Origin of the sequence: Anatilimnocola aquadivae (assembly GCF_049819085.1) — a bacterium.
GTDB lineage: Bacteria > Planctomycetota > Planctomycetia > Pirellulales > Pirellulaceae > Anatilimnocola.
In genome coordinates this window covers 2,538,126-2,554,820 of sequence record NZ_CP187419.1, presented here as the reverse complement: position 1 = coordinate 2,554,820, position 16,695 = coordinate 2,538,126, and the positions used below count along the sequence as shown (strand labels likewise).

The following is a 16,695-nucleotide window of genomic DNA, read 5'->3' as shown; positions in this document are numbered from 1 at the left end:
CAGTCAGTTTCGCGCGCCGAACAAGCAAACAGCGAGAAAACATCGAGACAATTAGATCAAGTACCCGCGCCAGTAGCTTTTCAGCGCGGTCTGGCCGAAGCGGTCGATCAGCATGGCAAGTGTCTGCGCGTTGGCAGGGTTGTCGAAGCGAAACGCGGTTATTTCGTTCAGAGTTTGGGAATTGGCAAGCGCTTCGGCACCGTTTGGTCCTACACCATTGTCGTCGAGGTTCAGCCAATTCAACTTTTTCAGACCGCGTGCAGTGGCAATTGCTTGCGCTCCAATATCGCCACATCGAGTTTCCCAAACATCGAGAAACCGCAGTTGATCTACGATGGGACTTTGTACAATCGTTTGAACGGCACGTGGGCCGAGCGGCGTATTGTTGACCTTCAGAGCGACTAACTTGGTCAGGTATTGAGACTGTGCCAAGGCCTCCGCCCCTGCTTGCCGCCACTGATTCGCACCCAAGTGCAAATACCGCAGGTTGGCAAAAGCGGGGCAGGCTGCCAGCCGTTGAATGCCGAGATCGGTCAAGCGATTGTCGGACAGATCCAAGCGAATCAACCCAGGCGACAGATTATTCAGCAACTCGGCAAGACCATTGTCGTCAAGATCGCAACTGGTGAGTGACAGCTTGCGGAGCTGTTGGCAACGGGAAAGATCGATCCCCAATTCCGAGCCTGACAGAGAAAGATCCTCTACTTCGTCAAGCACACCGGATTGGGCCAGTCGCTGCAGATCGTCTCTCTTCAGATTGGAAATGCTCAAGCGGCGCAATGGTCGGGAGTGATTACACAGATCGCTGATGTCGGCTGGGCCGTGGTAACTTCCGACGAGCAATTCTTGCAGCTTTGGAAATTGCTTTAGTCCCCATACGGCATCAGGACGAAACGAACGTGACATAGACTTGGTTGAAGGATCGGGAAAACTGCACGTGCCGATTTCGAGCGAAAGTAAGTGCTCGAACGGACTGTGCAAACCTAAAGCAGTTAGCCCTCTCGATCCCAATTCACAATGAGCGACTTCGAGGGATTGAACTCGCTGAAAACCTGTGCAATTTGAAATTAGCTCCAACCCGCGGTCACCGACTTGCGAATGTTTAATGCGCAAAGATCGGATCCGCTCAAGTAGCCGGCATTGCTGTAAGTGGCCGAGAGCCTCTGGATTCTTCAACATCGAGATCTCCAAATGCCGGATCAGCGGAGCCGCTGCAAATAAAGCATCTTCGATGGCGGGTAACTGTTCGCAGGAAAGGATGGTGAACTCTTCAATCATGCCGCGGACAAAGTTGCCCGTGCCAATGGACTTCGTTTCTCCCTTGGCTGCAGGAATTCCACTTGACTCCCACATTGCATAATTGCTTCGCGTGTAGTTCAAAAACGGCTCAGACGTATGCAGCAGATTGGGAATGGCAAACTTGTCGCGATACCACTCGGGATGGGTATCATCGATGCTGGCTTCGAGGCATTGAAGTCGAATCAATTCGCCCAGCGGATTTCCTTGCTTCAGCAATTGTTCGGCGAACTTCAGGCGGAGTTGATCGTCCTCGGGATTGGCGGCAATCTGTTCGAGGAGTGAAGATTCTGACGGAATGATGTCTGCCAGCAGCACACCACTGCTCAAGCCCGGCAAGCTAATCGTTAGACTGGCAAGCGTTTGCAGAAACTCTCGTCGCGAATCTGGCGACTGGTCTTTAGCAGACATGGTTCTAGCGACCGTTTATAGTAAGAACTCTGGCAGAGAACGAACACCAAGCCTGAATTGTTTAAGGGATGGCTATATCGAAAGCAAGCAAGAATAGTAGCTATGAGCTTGAGTGATAAAAAAAGCCCGCGAGTGTTCGCGGGCTCTATGCGTTCTTGGTAGGCCGGCAACAAGCGGTACTCCGCGCTGTTCCGGCATGACTAGGTCGAGCTAGAGGCTAGTGCACAAGCCGATGAACCCCCGCCGCAGGGGCGGGGCGGGAAGGAGCAAAAGGGGAAGTTGTACGAACGACTTACAAATCGTGGCGCGGCAGGCGAGCGAGCAGCGGCGGAACTTCGGGTTCGCCGCTGCGTGGTGCTGCGGGCGCAGGGCCAAGGAAGGCGACCAGGTGCGGAGCGTTGCGGCCTTGCAGTTCGGCTGCGTGAGCGAAGAACTTGGTTGCGCGAGCCCCTTCGCCGCTGTAGTGCAGCGTCACGCCGAGCAGGTAGTACGCGTTAGGCGACTCCTGTTCGAGTGCAGCCTTGGCCAGCGACTCGAGATGCGAATCTTTGGCAGTGCCGATCAAGCCGTAGAGCGAATCGATGTGGAAACCGCTCCGATCGATGTTGGGATTTACGGCAATCGCCTTGCGAATGGCGTTGGCCGCCAGATCGTATTCGCCCATGGCGACCAAGGTGTGCCCGTAGCGCCAGCTCGCTTCGGCCAGATCGGGTGCCATGCTCGCAGCGGCACGATACTGTTCGGCAGCCGCACCATACCGTTGTGCCAGGAACAGATTATCCCCCTGGGTCATGTACGCACGAGCTTTGCCGCGCGAATCGGGATTTGAGATCCGCACATTCGCGATCGACTCGTTGCGAATGACTCCTTGTGCAATGTTCTGCACCACACCGCGCAAGCGACCGTTGCCGATTGTGAGCTGAGTGCGATTCGCGGTGCTGCCCGGTTGCTGACGAACAGCGTCGGCGATGCGCGCGATCAGCATGCCGCTGGTGACTTCGGTGCTTAGGCCACCTTGATTGCCCGAGTAGTTGACGATGGTTGCGCCAGGAACCACCTGGGTGTTGTAATAAGGCTCAACGATGGTCGTCGCCGGTGTGTATTCGCAGCCATAAAAGCTGTTGTAAACCGGGTAGCCGTAGCTGGGGTAGAAACCGTAATTGACGTTGGGATAGTAGTTAATCGCGGCAGGAAAGAACGGCCGATACACGAAGCTGCGGCCGAAGCCCCAGTTGCGATGTCCGTAGCCACCCCAGCCGCCTCCCCAACCCCAGTGACGATGGTGGCCCCAGCCCCAGCCGGCATGCCTCCAGCCATGATGGCCCCAACCGCCGTGTCGCCAACCGTGATGGCCCCAGCCTCCGTGATGATGCCCCCACCCAGCCTGAGCAGGAGCTGCTGCGACGAGCGGGAGCAGTGCAACTCCCAAGAGCATCGCCAGAATCAATAGACCCTTACGCATCGCAGTGCCTCCTTGGTACCGCGTCCTCAGCTCGCTCGCCACGCGCAAAGTTAGCTGAGAACCGAACTCGATGACTTCAGCTTCCGGCATTATAGCAGTCGCCACTGGCTGGCAAACACAGCCTGCCGGAAGTGGTTACGCGGAAACTGACAGGAAAATCGGTTCCGCGACTTTTTTCGGCAGATTCGTCTGCGACTTTCGCGAGACAGGCGCCAGCTGGGACAGCGTTGCCAAGCTGAACGAAGCATTGCCGAAGACGGAAGTCTTCCAGTAGTCACGGTTTTCACACACCTACTCACCAAGAAGCTGACCGCTCAATCGCGAAGCTCGGCAAACCTGGCAAACTTTTCCTGCTAGCGAAAGACTGTTGGTTTTTCGTGTCATTCCGACGATTCCGTGCGAACTGATTGTGCCTGCAATACCGGTCGAAACAACCGTTATGGGTGGCAGGCTTAAGATTTCGTTATCGAATCAGTGGGTGACCAAGTTGCTGACAAACCGCCAGACACTGACGTTCTCACTCGGCCTCGTAGCGATCTTGCTGGTCGTGACTGCCGCCTGCTTCGCCCAACAGCCGGCCTGGCCCGGCAGTTTTGGCAATGGCTCGATTCAGCTTGCGTCTGCGACGATGTTGGCGGGCGACCCGGTCGCCGAAGCCTTTCCGGAGATGTACCCCGGTGCTCCTAACCAGCCCCTGGCTGAACAACTGCCGTCGCCATTTGGTCTGCCCGAATATGCCGACGGCAGCGAGCAGTTGCCCGGTTACTCTTCGGGACCCATGTTGCCCGGACAAGCCGACGACACGACGTACTATGTTCACGGCAAGGCCCGCGGCTATTACATCAACGACCAGCGGATTGAGTTCACAGGCGTCGAAGCGACGTTTTTGGTAGAAGGAGCCGTGGATGCCGGCGTGCAGAAGCAGGCGAATGGCTGGCTCTACTCGTGCGAGACCGAACTGTTTCTGAATCAGCCTTTCGAACGGAACATCTACCAGAACACGCCGATGCGGGCCTCATACGCGCATAACTTCGAGATCGAGCAGTTTCAGATTTCGCAAATCAAACTGTCAGCGGGCTGCGGCGACTGGCGAGCCACCATCGGCAAGTTCGTGACGCCCTTTGGCCGCTTCTACTATCCCATCTATCGCAACAACTTCGACGACTCGCCGTTCATTCGCTCGGAAGCGATTCTGTATCGCGAAACGGGCGCCCTGCTCGAATACAAGCCGCAAGGTTGGGACTTCGCCTTCGCCTTGACGAACGGCGGGCTCGAAGGGGACACCAACAGTTCGAAGGCGCTTGTGACCCGCGCCGGCATCGATCATGGCTGGTTCGCAGCCGGTGCTTCGGCCAAGTTTCAAGACGGCGTCGGCTCGGAAGATCAAAAGCAATACAAAACGCACTACGGCGTCGATGCGATGGTTCGCAACGAGCGGTGGAGTCTCTCGGGCGAATTGATCTATGACGTTTACGGTATGCGTCGCCCCTATCCGCTCGACAACATCTTTTGGGGCCGCAGCTTGTACTATCGCGACGTCAACAAGGCGCCGTGGGAACCGATCAGCGGGCTGGGGTACTACATCAACCTGCAATACACGGGGCCTCAGTGGACGTTGGTCGGCAACTTCGGCCAATTCTTTCCCGAGCAATTGGGCATTCGTCAGCACGACATTACTAACACCCGCTCGCTGCTGAAAGCCAGCCGCCACTGGACGCCCAACTTCGAAACGTACGCCATGCTGCTCAACGAAACCACGCTCGAAGACGCCTGGGGCCCCGAACCCCGCGTCGGCGTCTATTACGTCTTCGGCTGCCAATTCTCGATGTAAGCGTTACTTCGGCACGCGGAGGTCGAGCATCGTGCGGCGCCAGTCTTTTTCGAACTGGGCCAGCTTTTTGCCGGCGAACTTTTCGAACCGGGCGACGGGCGTGGTTTCGCTCGCACCGTCAGAAACGTAATCGTCGAGCGCGTTGCCGGTGACCTTCTGCTCGTGAAAGGTCAAGTACCAGGCGAGGCCCCAGGCATAGGCATAGTTACGGCTGGCGGAGCGTTGATTTTCTTGCGTATGGCCGTCGAGAAAAGGCAGGTTCTCACCTTCCAAAAACTCTTCCAGCTTGAGGGGCCGGCGACGCAACTCTTCCTGCAAGGCCGCCAACTGAACCGGCGAGGGAGCATCGAGCCGCAACGACTGTCCGTCGAGCTTGCCGCTCTCAAATACCTGCGCAAGTCCTTCGTTCAGCCAGCGGGGAACATTGCGCCGCGAGCGGGCGTAGACGAAGTTGTCGAGCCAGGCGTGAAAGGCCTCGTGATACAACTGCGCGAACATTTGCGCCGTCACTTCCGCAAACTTGCCTTCGTTGCGGCGATCTTGCTCGGTGATCTTGTTGAACTCGGCATCGAGTTGATCTTTGAAGCGAGCCTTCAGCAGACGCACTTCCGCGGTGATCTCATCCGGCGTGAGACCGCCGGCTTTCATCTTGGCAATCGAATCGGGCATGCCGAGTTGAAAATCGCGATCCAGTTTTTGCCAGGTCTTCCGCAGTTCCGCATGGTGATTGCGAATCTCGGTCAAATGCTCGGCGTACGTATTCAGATCGCTGCCGGCGAGAATTGTTCGCTGCCGCGTGGAATAGAACGCCGGGTTTTTGATATCGAGCTTTAAGCGTCGCAGTTCCGCGCGGTACTCGTCGAGCGAGCCAAACAGCCGCACCGTGAGCGGAGCCGGCGGTCGCCCCTGGGGTGGCAACAGCATGCGGTACGCGCGAAAGATCTGCTCGATGCGCACCACGCAGCGACGCGTTGTCTCTTCGTCGGTGGTGCTGTCGACGCGGAACCAGGGGCCGTCGTACAAGTGGTGCTGCTTGCCGCCGACCTCGTCGTTCTTGAGCAGCAATTCTTCCATTCGCCCAGCTTCGATCACCGTGCGATTGCGAAATTGTTCGAACCGCTCGAGCAGTTCCTGGTGCTCTTCCTTGCCGAGCTTCTTGATATCGCGCACTTCTTTCTTGTTCACCCAGCGGAGGACGCCAAACATCGGCTTGCCCACGGGCTGCACAACCTCCGCGAAATCGAGATCGTACTCGCGCTCGTCCTGCACGACTCCCTTGTAGACCTTGCCATCCTTCAGCAGCAACTCTTCCAGCTTCCAGGCACCCAGCGATTCCGGCACCGCCGCTTTCGTACTTTGCGCGCAGAGATCGGCCGCGGCCAGATGCGCGGCGACGAGCAGCAGAAAAGAGAAGAGGAGAAGAGAGCGAGCCATTTGCTCAGATTCGCATGGCTGAGGTGGGGAGTCAATCAGCGTCGACACCACGATCTCATTCAGGAATCGAAGCAGCAGCTTCCAACGGCGCATTGGCCGGCAAAGGGAGGGACAAACCAAAATCCGGGCACTGACCAGTTGAATCCCTTCCGACCCGGCCTTGATCATCACTGCGATTTAAGCCGATCGAATAGACGGCGTAGCCATTCTTGTCGGTCGCATATCGCAAAGGCTGTTTATCGACCGGGTCCGCAGGAATGGAAGCGATATACTCTGGCACGAGATCGGAGAGTCTTGTCGGCAGCTTGTTATTTCGATGTTGGTACCATTCGATCGCACACACGACCAGAATCGCCCTACGCTCTGCTTCCGCCTGCAGCGACATCTGAAAAGTGCGATGCAGTGGCGCATACAAATACGGTGTGACATAATCTCTGGTCATTTCCGGCCATATCTTCTCATTCGCAGCCATTTCGCGTTCGATCTGCGTCCGCACGAGTTCAACTTCATCGACTGCGACGTCCCATGGTAATTTGCTGGCCTCGACGTGCATCGTGAAATACCGCATGGTTGTCGCACTCGACACCGGATCCAGCTTGTACGTCGGAAGCTCATCAGCTTCCGGACTGCGAGGCTCTTCCCAGTCCAAATTTCCAAAGTTGAGTTTTAGCGACTCGAAGGTAATGGCTCGTTCGCCAATTGATGACAAGTAATATGCGTTATCAAAGGTGGCATTTGATGCGATGTGACGCACTTTGGAGATACTCTCGAAGGAGAGCTGATCGTTATGGGCAAAAAAAGCTACCAGAGAGTTCGCTGCGTCCCAAATAATCTTGCGAATCAACTGACTAATTGAAAATGGCTCGTGCCGCACTAACTCGGCAAGTTGCATGAGCTTCACCACATCGTCAATCGCCAAATCGGTGTTGCCTTGGTAAAAGTTGCACAACGACTGAAGGATAAGCAACCGGTGGGCACTCACAATTGGCGTTAAATGCTCAAATCGAACTCCCTCAACGAGGCCACGAGAATAATCAAGGGAGAATCGCGCGGACCCTGGCGTGTCTAGAACGCTTCTCAGCTCGTCTAACTCACCTCGATACTTGCGACACCGTTCTTGAGCTTCTACGAAGTCCGGCCAGTCCGCAGAACGGACCGGGAGCTTAAGATTCTTCGCCAAAGTCAACTCTCTTAGCCTTTTGGCATCCGAGCCCAGCATTTCGTCACTAAACGGCGTAAGGGCAGTGACAACCGATTCGGTGAAATCGGCCTCTCCTTCAGGAATGCGATAGAACTCATCGAGCTTTTCGCCGCCGAGTGGCTCACCCTTTTCGCGAATGACATTGAGACCATTAACTAGCTGCCAGTACGCTGACGCCCGAGAGTAAAACAGATAGCCCCAGGCAACTGCGCCGGTGACAATCAAAATGCCGACGAATCCGCCAACTGCGATCAGTAGTCGTCGTACCAAGCGTGCGCGATCAGGAGTCATTAGTTTGCGATTTCTCTGGCGGCCTCAAATCCGAAATGCTGGCTAAATTGCTCTAAACGGCCGTCTTCTTCGCCGAGAACTCTTTCCGCAGGACGCCGCAGACGATGAGATCTTCGAAGCGACCGCTTTTGAAGCGGTGCGAGCGGAAACAGCCTTCTTGAGTCATGCCTAGTTTGGCGAGGACTCGGCCACTGGCGGGATTGCGCGCGAGGTAGTTGGCAAAGACGCGCTCGAGTTTGAGTTTGTCAAAGGCGTACTTGAGCACGGCGATGGCCGCTTCGGTGCAATAGCCGTGGTTCCAATAGGGGCGGCCAACCCAGTAGCCCATCTCGGCGTGATGATCGACGGCGTTGATTACCAGCCCGATGCTTCCCAGCACATCGCCGGCGGGCAAGGTGATGGCGAACGAGACGCCGCGGCCTGCTTCGTAGATCGAAGGAAGCGAATTGATCCAGGCCTCGGCCAGACCGTCGGGATAGGGATGAGGAATCAGCCGCGTGTTGGAAGCGACGTCTTTATCACCGGCGAGCAATTGCACGACACGAGCATCGGAACTGTCGAACGGTCGCAAGCGCAGCCGCTTGGTGCGCAGCGTGGGTTGCACGGCGGGGAGAATGGGCGGGGTATCGTCACTGAACGTAGACAGGGTAGCGTGATTCACTCGACTCTGGCGACCTCCAACTCCAAACGACCGACAACCTGCAGCAGCGGCAACATTACCGCGTAGGCCGACTCGCCCTGCAAACTGGCGTGCCTCAGTTTAATGTGATCGGCCCCGACTGTCCCCTGGGCCACCGTAGCATCCAGTGGCACCCAGCGATCGCCGACCCAAACTTCGTTCCACATATGATACGCAAAGCCGTTCTGGGGTGGATAGAAAACAAGTCCCAAAACAACACGAGCCGGAATTTTTCTGGCTCGGCACAGAGCAGCGAGTAGCACCGCATGCTCCGTACAGTCGCCCTCTTGTGAGCGGACAACCTCGGCGGCAGTCGCAAACGCTTGGGCGTAACTGCGCTTGGTGATGTGCGCGCGTGTCCCTTTCTCTAGAGCGAGGGAGACCGCCAGAGGTTCGGTTTCCTCGGCAGCAATTGAATTGGCCAGAGCGACAATTGCGGGATCGTCACTTTGGATCAGGCTGTTGGCCGAAGTTTCGGCAGCGGTCGGTTCCGCACCGCGCAAAGCTTTGTCGACTGGGGAAGATCGGTCGAGTTCGTGGATTTGCAAGCGAGCCGTGTGTTCGTCGACGGCAGTTGTCTGTTGAAATTCGTCGCTGGCGAACTGACCATCGATCTTTTCGTCCTTCAGCCTGGCGAGGTAGGTCACTGCTTTCAGCGGGCGTTCTTCCGGGAGCTTTCCTTTCAGCGGAACCGTCGTCGCGGCCAGCAAATCGATGCGGCCGAGATCGTTCTTGGCGAGGGCGAACTGTTTGGTGGTCCGAAAGGCTTCTTGTTTAAAGCTGGGATCGAAAGTCTTGACCGTTTCGCCGCGATCGTTGATCCAGCTATACGAGGTGAGCGTCTGGCCGGCGATTTTGATTTCGCTCTTCACCTTGAGCAGTTTTTGCTCGAGACCGCGAATGGAGACTTCTTCGGGCTCCAGAGCGGTCAGCACTGTTTCGCCAGGCTGGTTGAACACGGGGATCAAACAAGGAACGGTTCGCTTTTCGCCCGGCTTGAGCGGTGACTTTTCCAGCGATTGATCCGGCGCAAAGTAGCCACCACACTTCTGCGGCAACGGCACGGGAACCGTCACTCGCTTCCCCAGCGTATCGGTCGCCACGATCATCATTTCGCCGACGCGCTTCCCTTGAGCCACGATTTCGCCTGGCCCGGATGTCATCCGCGATTCAAACCGCTCCAGCTTGCCGTCGGGTGTTTCCCACGACTTCAGATCGATCCGCTGCGTGAGCGTGCTGGTTTCGCGATTGAGCGTGAGTTCTGACTGGCCGTGTGTGTAGAGCAGTTCCTTGCCGTTTTCGGTTACCGTGCGACTCTGCACATGTGAGTAGCCAACTTTCTTATCCTGCATGTAATAGGCCGACCAGATCTCGCCCGGCTGCGGCAAATCCGCTCCTTGCTGAACAACGGGTTGATGCAGCGTCGGTTCCACCGTCGGCGAATTAATCGGACCGGTAACCGGCGCAGGCCTTACAAGTGGCCCCGTCGTTGGCTTGACCGCCGGTGCAGGTGCAACCGGCTCACAGCCCACGAGCAACGCGGCCAGGCACAGAGCGAGATGAAGGAGGCAAAATCGCATGAGTGATTGCGAGCAAGAGAAAGAGGAACGTGGGCTGCGGCAAAAATGAGCCGAACCTTTTGCCTTGCAACGCAGTATATCGAATCAGACTCCACTCGCGGCAGTTCCAGCGGCAAGGGCGAATCAACTTCGCGCACCGCTGCAGATTGCCCGCAAGTGCAAGTTTCGCTGAGTGTTACGCGATTCACTCCCAGGTGGGAAATTGCTGCGAAGTGACGACGCTTTGCTAGCTTCACTCCCAATGCCGGGTAGAGTTGCGGACTAACGGCACCAAGGCTGAATTCTGCAGCTGTGGTGTGTGCGGACGGCCGCTTTTTGTTTCGCTGATTGGCATTCTTCTGGGCAGACCCCGCCCGGTGAATCACCCGACAAGCGGTGCAACCAGCAGGTTCGCGCGGATTGACTCCAATCCCACTCAAGATCGCCGATTCGTCTTCCTCTCCCCGGTCCACTGGTAACGATTACACCGATGATTCCCACCCGACCGCAATTCTCCCGGAAGCCGCAGAATGCAGAGCCACGACTGGCATTTTCTGTAACCTACGATTGGTGAGACCAAGCTTTCGCCGTGCGAGAGTTTCACCTGAAGCAGTAACGACTGAGGATTACGATGGGCTTCCTGAAGCGGTTTTTTCGAGGCGTGTTTCACGAAGGTGCTCCTGCTGCTCCGACCCACAGCAGCTTTGAGCGTCTTACGGAAGAAGAACTCGAAACCCACCTGGGCGTGCAACGGTACGGCAAATTCATGCTGACCGATGCGGTACGTCCAAGCTATGACTTGAAGGTGGTGCCGCAAGCCGGCTATCGCCACGATCAATACGTCGACGAAGAGTCGAAGAGCAAAGTGCCGGTCCTGATGGCCGCCGCTTCTCGCGAAATCGTCTTCGATCTGTTCATGGAACTGATCGATCCGCTCGGTCACGAAGTGGACGTGGTTCTCGAGACCAGCCATCACCGCGACCAAGGTGGTCACGAAGATCTGTATCGCGAACACATGGACAATCCGGTCCTCAAGAGCACGCTCTGGGACTACGAAGACCTGATTATGAATGACGGCTGCACCGGCCTCGCCGTGCTGAACCCCGGCATTCCGCAGGAAGTCCAATTCGACGAGCACAAACTGCTCATCGTCTATGGCAACCCGCTCGCCGATTACGAACGCATCTTCAAGCGGTTCGGCATCAAGTGTGACGAGAACATCAAGTTCATCACCGAAGCCGAACACGTCCACTCGTCCAACGACAAGTACTTCGACCAGTTCGAAGAACTGCGCATGCGACTGGGCATGGACAGCGGCTACTAAGCAGAGTAACGCAGGGGCTACGAACTAGAGGCTAGAGATTAGCCGCTGGGGACTAGCCAAAGCGAATCAGTGACTCGGTTCGAGACAACGTGAGACGACGCAATGGCTGGTGCTGAACCAGCCATTGTCGTTTCTTGATGGTCACAAGTTCGGTAGGTCAGGTCGGTACTCCGCCCTGACGATTGAAAGTTTCCAGGCAATTATTGCCCGAAGCTCTGTTACTGATCTGCGTTGCCCGGCAATTTGCCTTCGACGCGCCCGAGCCTCACGCTACTCGCTTGCGCGTCGTCGCCTCTTCCTGAATCTCGCCATCAACAATTCGCAGCCGGCGTGAGGCCTGCGCTGCGGACGCCGGATCGTGGGTGACCATCACGATGGTTCCCCCGTCGCGCACGAAGTTGGTGAAGATGTTCATCACGGCCGCTTTGCTCTCGGGATCGAGATTGCCCGTCGGTTCGTCGGCCAGGATCAGCTTGGGTGAGTTAGCCAGCGTGCGAGCGAGGGCTACTCGCTGCTGCTGGCCGGTGCTCATTTCGCTCGGCTTGTGATGGAGCCGTTGGCCAAGCCCTACTTGCTCGAGCAACGATTCCGCCCGAGCTAGTTGCTCGTGGGGTTTCATGCCAGCTAGATAAAGCGGAACCTGCACGTTTTCCCGCGCGGTGAGATACGGGATCAAGTTAAACGTCTGGAAGACGAAGCCAATCTGCGTACGACGGAGTTTCGTCCGCTCGGCAATCGGCAAGTCGTAGATCGACTGACCTTGCAACTCAACCTTGCCACTATCGGGCGACAACATGCCCCCGAGAAGTGACAACAGTGTCGTCTTGCCGCTACCACTCGGGCCGACAATCGCCACATACTCACCAGCGGCAATCTTCAAACTGCTGGTGCGAAAGGCGACCACTTCTTCCTGGCGACGGTGATACCGTTTGCTTACTTCGGTTAATTGAAACATGTTGGTTAGACCTCCTGGAAGCAAAGGCACGGATCGAGACGAGCCGCCGTCCGCGCGGGCCACAAAGCGGCAAGCAGCGTCACCAGCAGGGCCGAGCCCGAGGCCAGTGCGATTAACCCCGGCAGCGGAGTCACGCTCACTCCCGCCCAGTACGCTCCCAGAACCATGGCAATCACCACGCCGAGCAAACATCCACCGACCGCGCCGGTCACACCCAGAATCAGAGCCTTGAGCAGGAAGATCTGCGAGATCAGCCGTGGTGTCGCACCGAGGGCGAGCAGCGTGCCCACTTCGCGGCGACGCTCACGCACATTCGCCGAGATGGTGCTCGCCACACTGGCGCCACCAATCACAATCAGCATGCCGAAGACGAACCAAGACATTTGGCTCATCAATTGATTCACGCCAACCTGCGTCGAAACGACTTGCGAAATGGTCACCACCTTCGCATCGGGCAGCAACTTGCTCAGCGAAGGAGCCAGGTTGCCAGCGGCATCTTCGCAGCAGCCCATCACCTCAATCGCGTTTACCACTTCGCCCGCTTTCGTCAGCCGCTGCACCGTATGCAGGTGAGCGAACACGCGGGTATCGTCGATGGTTCCCGTCGGTGGCAGAACGGCCAGGACTTTGAACTGGTCGCCGAGAATCACCAGGCTGCTACCTGCTTTCAGTTTGGCGAATTCGGCAATGTCGGCACCGATGACCGCTTCGTTCCCTTGCAGCTGATCGATCGAACGGCTGGCTGCTAAGGTCTCTGGCGCGGCGTCGTAAGTCTTCGGTCCATGCGAGGCCTTCGTACAACCTTTGTGCTTGTTGCTGAACAGCCCGGCCGATTGCCAAACGGCTTTCTTAGCAAACTCTGCTTGCGGCAGAATTCCCGTGAGCGTGGCATCCCGACCGGCGATCTTCGTGACGGTGCAGAGCCGCGGCGACAAGCGTTCCACCCCCGGCAAGTTGGCAATCAAGATACTCGCGACGTGCGACTCGGGCAGTGTATGGCTGCTCAGATCGGCCGCGTAGTAATCTTGCAGCGTAACGTCTTTGGGCAGCACCAGCAGGTTCGCGCCGAGCGATTCCAACTTCCGCCCAACTTCTTTTTCCGAGAAAACGGTGACGTGTCGAATCGCCACGAGCGCCGTCACGCCGAGCAGAATGGCAGTGGCACTGGTGAAGATGGTCCACGGTCGTTCGCGCATTTCGCGCCAGACCAACATTTGCAAGTTCATGCTTTGTCCTCTCGACACAGAAATAGAAAATCAACGACATGCTGATCACTATTTCCGGTTCGCAGGGGCACGCTGAGTCGCGGCCTGGTTCGGCGAAGTTACAGGCTGGTGATGTTTGCAGTTCGGGTCGTCGCAGCACTTGCCAGCTTCGGCGAGCACCGTAGCGATGCTGGTCTTGGTCGCATTGGCGGCGAACTTACCCACAAGCACGCCTGGAGGAGCCAGCAACGACAGGTGAGTGGCTGGCGTGCGGGGATCGATTTCCATCTCTGCCACAAAGCGGGCTTCGTTGGGGTCGGCGGCATTCATGGTCAGCGACACCATGCGCGTACTGAAATGCGGATCGCTTTGAAACTCGCGCAAGGCGGCTGGAACCACCGGAGCGCCGGAACCTTGCACGGTGACAAACGCGAGCTTGCCGTCTTGCAGCGCCTTCATCACCTGCATCATCGTGGGGGTGACGATGGCGTTGTCGACATGCTCCTGCTGCAACTGCTGCGCAAAGATGCCCGTCAGCGCGCCGTTCGGAGCAATCGCCACGGTCACCGGCATCGGCGCACGAGAAATATCGTACTTGGCGACGAGGGCCTGCTCGGTGGGATCGCCCACCTGCACAAAGGTCAGCACGGTCCCGTTCTTGTAGCGAGCCAGTGACTGTTGCAGGTTGGTGTTCATCGTCGAGGTGGCTGCATCGTTCTGCTTGTAGAACATCACAAAGGTGTACTTCCCCTGCTGCGCAGCCTGGCTCATTGTCGTTTGGGCTTTGCTGGCCGGCTGCTGTGCCGAAGCGTGATACGGAGCCGCGATGGTGGCTGCGACGATCAAAAAGATGGCCGTGCGAATGCTGGTGGACATATGAAATCCTTGAAGTCGGTTGTTAGCGAACAGTTGATTGGGACGATCGACTGGAGCGGTACAAGTTGCACCACCCTGCGATCCAACGAGAAGATCAAACGCCGGCTACGCGATTCGCGCTCAGCCGACGATGTTCGTGGTCGACGAAACGTCCGCTAGATCGTCAGACGACACAGCAGCGAACAGAGTTGCCGACCTGGAAACAAGGTGGGCTGATGGTAGGCGAGCAGCAGGCTATTGGCAGTGCGAATACGAGGCGCGAATGACTCGCTCTCGATTAGCAGCGAAGCAGAGCTGTTCTGTTTTTCAATTTCCGTCGATCGCACCATGCCCAGCGGAGCCGGGCTGTGCTGCAAGCGGCAAGGACAACTCGTCGGGCAGTCGCAGGGCTCGCTGACCGGCAGAGAGTGAGCAATCGTGCATGTCGGGCGAAACTTACTGTTGCCATGACTGCAATGCTGGTGGCCATCGTGTGCATCGTGGCAATCACAAGCATGCGCGCCGTTCTTCGGTGCCACCTCTGGGCAACTGCAATGCGACGCCGCGAGCGGCTGGACCAACAACAGCAGGGCTGTCGTCCAAACCAAAGCAACGGCAATGAGTTGACTGCGCGAGCGCACGATGCTCTCCAGATCCATTCGCACCTGACCACGTACATCCGGAATGATCGGCATAACCGGACACTCGACTTCAACGAATAAGTGAAGAAGGCCGAGGTCAAGGTGCTAGCCAGGCATCGACAGACGTTGTTGCAGGAATGGCAGGTTCGCCTCCCTTCACATTTCTGTTCCCTCCGATGGCTGAACAGGGCCTGCGCTGATAACTTTTTTGCGACTTCGCGCGAGTTTTGAATTCGCCCCAAGTGATTGCCAGCCATTGGGTTCGATGGATGATAACCGCGAATCACACCGTTTCTTGATAACCAGTTGATAACCATTTTGCCCCCCTCCTTCGGGCCTCCTGATTAGGGTCTGAACCGGCGTTATTACGCCCAGCCACGGCGGCCAATCCGCCCTTGCGTTTGTCAGCCGCTGTCCTGAAATGAACGACTTACGAATACACACGTGCAACCTACACATTTCACAACCTTTCGCCATTTCAACTTCTATTATCTATTATGTACACCAACAATCACGAAAAACTTCCGTTTCAATTATACGGTTGTTCGTGACTAGTCTGGTCACCAGAATTTCGGAATTGTAGCTGTTCACGCTGGCATCTTCTAAGGAAACCCGAAGCGTCAGCGAGGAGAGCGGACGGGAGGCCAGGAACTAAAATTGTTCGCCATTCGTTCGCAAGACCCTCGTGGCGAATCCGATCCAGGCGAAGCGAATAGCCTGGCTACGATCACACTTCCGTGCGGCGAGAAGCACTCTCCTCGCCGACGCTTCGGGTTTCCTGCAACGCGATTACACCGACAGCGACGGGCTCTGTTGTTGAACCGCTTCGCGTTAAGAGTCGAAGTGGATGCTCCTTACCAGCGTTCCATGCCCCATCCAATCACTCAAATTAGCCCCCTACCCTGCCCTGTCACTCTGGCGGGGCTTTTTCGTGCGCGGATAGAATGGCAGTTGCCAACGTACGGATAACGCCAGTGGCGAGCGAGGCCGGTTTATCCGGCCTGGAGTTCGTGGTTTACACGAACCAGGGGGCGAAAACCTCGAATTGGGTTCGATTCCCATATCACTTGCGTTGGCAATTTATAGCTGTCTTGCCATGACCAACCGCGCACCCCTCATCGTCGCCATCGTCTTGCTGCTCCTGCCGGTGCTGTACGTGGGAAGCTATCTGGCGCTGGTGGCTCCTGAAGGTGTGCCGCTCATACTTGATGGCAAGAACTTCGGAGGTCATGGGGGCAGCTACCGCTATAACCCAGATTTGCTCAGCGAGAAGGCGTTCTATCCCCTTGAGCAGATCGACCGGAAGGTGAGGCCAGGAGCGTGGCTGATATACGACTCGTCAAAAGTTGAATAGCCGTGACGAGACTAGTCCCTCAAAACCGGACACTAACGGCAACCGCATAATGTGGCGGATGGGGGCCTGGCCGGGTTAGAATCGGAGTTGGCCTGTGGCAATCCCGCCCCACGCTCCCGCCTTTGGATTCACTCCGCATGCAGTTCACTCGCCGGCTACCGTTGTTCCTTATGGTTGCGCTGATCCATGGCCTCGGA

14 protein-coding genes are annotated in these 16,695 nt (G+C 56.9%); 4 read left to right on the top strand and 10 right to left on the bottom strand.

The features are described 5' to 3' along the window. Positions 1-51: 51 nt before the first annotated feature. On the bottom strand, positions 52-1,278 hold the full coding sequence (locus NA78x_RS10340; protein WP_425618363.1) for a hypothetical protein: 1,227 nt from the start codon (positions 1,276-1,278) through the stop codon (positions 52-54). 162 nt (positions 1,279-1,440) lie between these two features. Between NA78x_RS10340 and NA78x_RS10335 the strand changes: the two genes are divergently transcribed. Further along, positions 1,441-1,581 (top strand): hypothetical protein, encoded by a 141-nt coding sequence (locus tag NA78x_RS10335; protein ID WP_425618362.1) that lies wholly within the window; start codon positions 1,441-1,443, stop codon positions 1,579-1,581. Positions 1,582-1,999: 418 nt separating this feature from the next. On the opposite strand, the gene NA78x_RS10330 is transcribed toward NA78x_RS10335, so the two are convergent. Then, positions 2,000-3,169 (bottom strand): tetratricopeptide repeat protein, encoded by a 1,170-nt coding sequence (locus NA78x_RS10330; RefSeq protein WP_425618361.1) that lies wholly within the window; start codon positions 3,167-3,169, stop codon positions 2,000-2,002. A 478-nt stretch (positions 3,170-3,647) separates the two neighbouring features. Here NA78x_RS10330 and NA78x_RS10325 point away from each other — a divergent pair, with 478 nt between their 5' ends. Continuing rightward, positions 3,648-5,000 carry a hypothetical protein gene (locus NA78x_RS10325; protein WP_425618360.1) on the top strand — a complete coding sequence of 451 codons (1,353 nt, stop codon included), beginning with the start codon at positions 3,648-3,650 and terminating at the stop codon, positions 4,998-5,000. A gap of 3 nt (positions 5,001-5,003) precedes the next feature. Here NA78x_RS10325 and NA78x_RS10320 read toward each other — a convergent pair whose 3' ends face one another. The 4 genes from NA78x_RS10320 to NA78x_RS10305 are packed head-to-tail and all read right to left on the bottom strand — an operon-like array spanning position 5,004 to position 10,185. Beyond that, entirely contained in the window at positions 5,004-6,434 is a 1,431-nt protein-coding gene (locus NA78x_RS10320; protein WP_425618359.1) for a DUF1570 domain-containing protein, read from the bottom strand. Positions 6,435-6,489: 55 nt separating this feature from the next. Further along, a complete protein-coding gene (locus NA78x_RS10315; protein ID WP_425618358.1) occupies positions 6,490-7,926 on the bottom strand; it encodes a hypothetical protein in 1,437 nt (478 codons plus the stop codon). Between the two features lie 52 nt (positions 7,927-7,978). Continuing rightward, a complete protein-coding gene (locus NA78x_RS10310; protein ID WP_425618357.1) occupies positions 7,979-8,587 on the bottom strand; it encodes a GNAT family N-acetyltransferase in 609 nt (202 codons plus the stop codon). Then, the gene (locus NA78x_RS10305) at positions 8,584-10,185 is read right to left on the bottom strand and encodes a transglutaminase-like domain-containing protein (protein ID WP_425618356.1); all 1,602 of its coding nucleotides are present in this window, start codon (positions 10,183-10,185) and stop codon (positions 8,584-8,586) included. The genes NA78x_RS10310 and NA78x_RS10305 overlap by 4 nt, the downstream gene beginning before the upstream one ends. Positions 10,186-10,795: 610 nt before the next feature. On the opposite strand from NA78x_RS10305, the gene NA78x_RS10300 reads away from it, so the two are divergent. After that, a complete protein-coding gene (locus NA78x_RS10300) occupies positions 10,796-11,488 on the top strand; it encodes a hypothetical protein (RefSeq protein WP_425618355.1) in 693 nt (230 codons plus the stop codon). Between the two features lie 265 nt (positions 11,489-11,753). Here NA78x_RS10300 and NA78x_RS10295 read toward each other — a convergent pair whose 3' ends face one another. From NA78x_RS10295 to NA78x_RS10280, 4 genes are all read right to left on the bottom strand, one after another. Next, complete coding sequence (locus NA78x_RS10295; RefSeq protein ID WP_425618354.1) at positions 11,754-12,443, bottom strand: ABC transporter ATP-binding protein; 690 nt, start codon at positions 12,441-12,443, stop codon at positions 11,754-11,756. Between the two features lie 5 nt (positions 12,444-12,448). Further along, positions 12,449-13,669 carry an ABC transporter permease gene (locus tag NA78x_RS10290; protein WP_425618353.1) on the bottom strand — a complete coding sequence of 407 codons (1,221 nt, stop codon included), beginning with the start codon at positions 13,667-13,669 and terminating at the stop codon, positions 12,449-12,451. Between the two features lie 48 nt (positions 13,670-13,717). Then, positions 13,718-14,524, bottom strand: a complete 807-nt coding sequence (locus NA78x_RS10285; protein ID WP_425618352.1) for a hypothetical protein — start codon at positions 14,522-14,524, stop codon at positions 13,718-13,720. A 155-nt stretch (positions 14,525-14,679) separates the two neighbouring features. Beyond that, positions 14,680-15,198, bottom strand: a complete 519-nt coding sequence (locus NA78x_RS10280; protein ID WP_425618351.1) for a hypothetical protein — start codon at positions 15,196-15,198, stop codon at positions 14,680-14,682. 1,042 nt (positions 15,199-16,240) lie between these two features. Here NA78x_RS10280 and NA78x_RS10275 point away from each other — a divergent pair. Further along, positions 16,241-16,498 carry a hypothetical protein gene (locus tag NA78x_RS10275; RefSeq protein WP_425618350.1) on the top strand — a complete coding sequence of 86 codons (258 nt, stop codon included), beginning with the start codon at positions 16,241-16,243 and terminating at the stop codon, positions 16,496-16,498. The last annotated feature ends 197 nt before the right edge of the window (positions 16,499-16,695 follow it).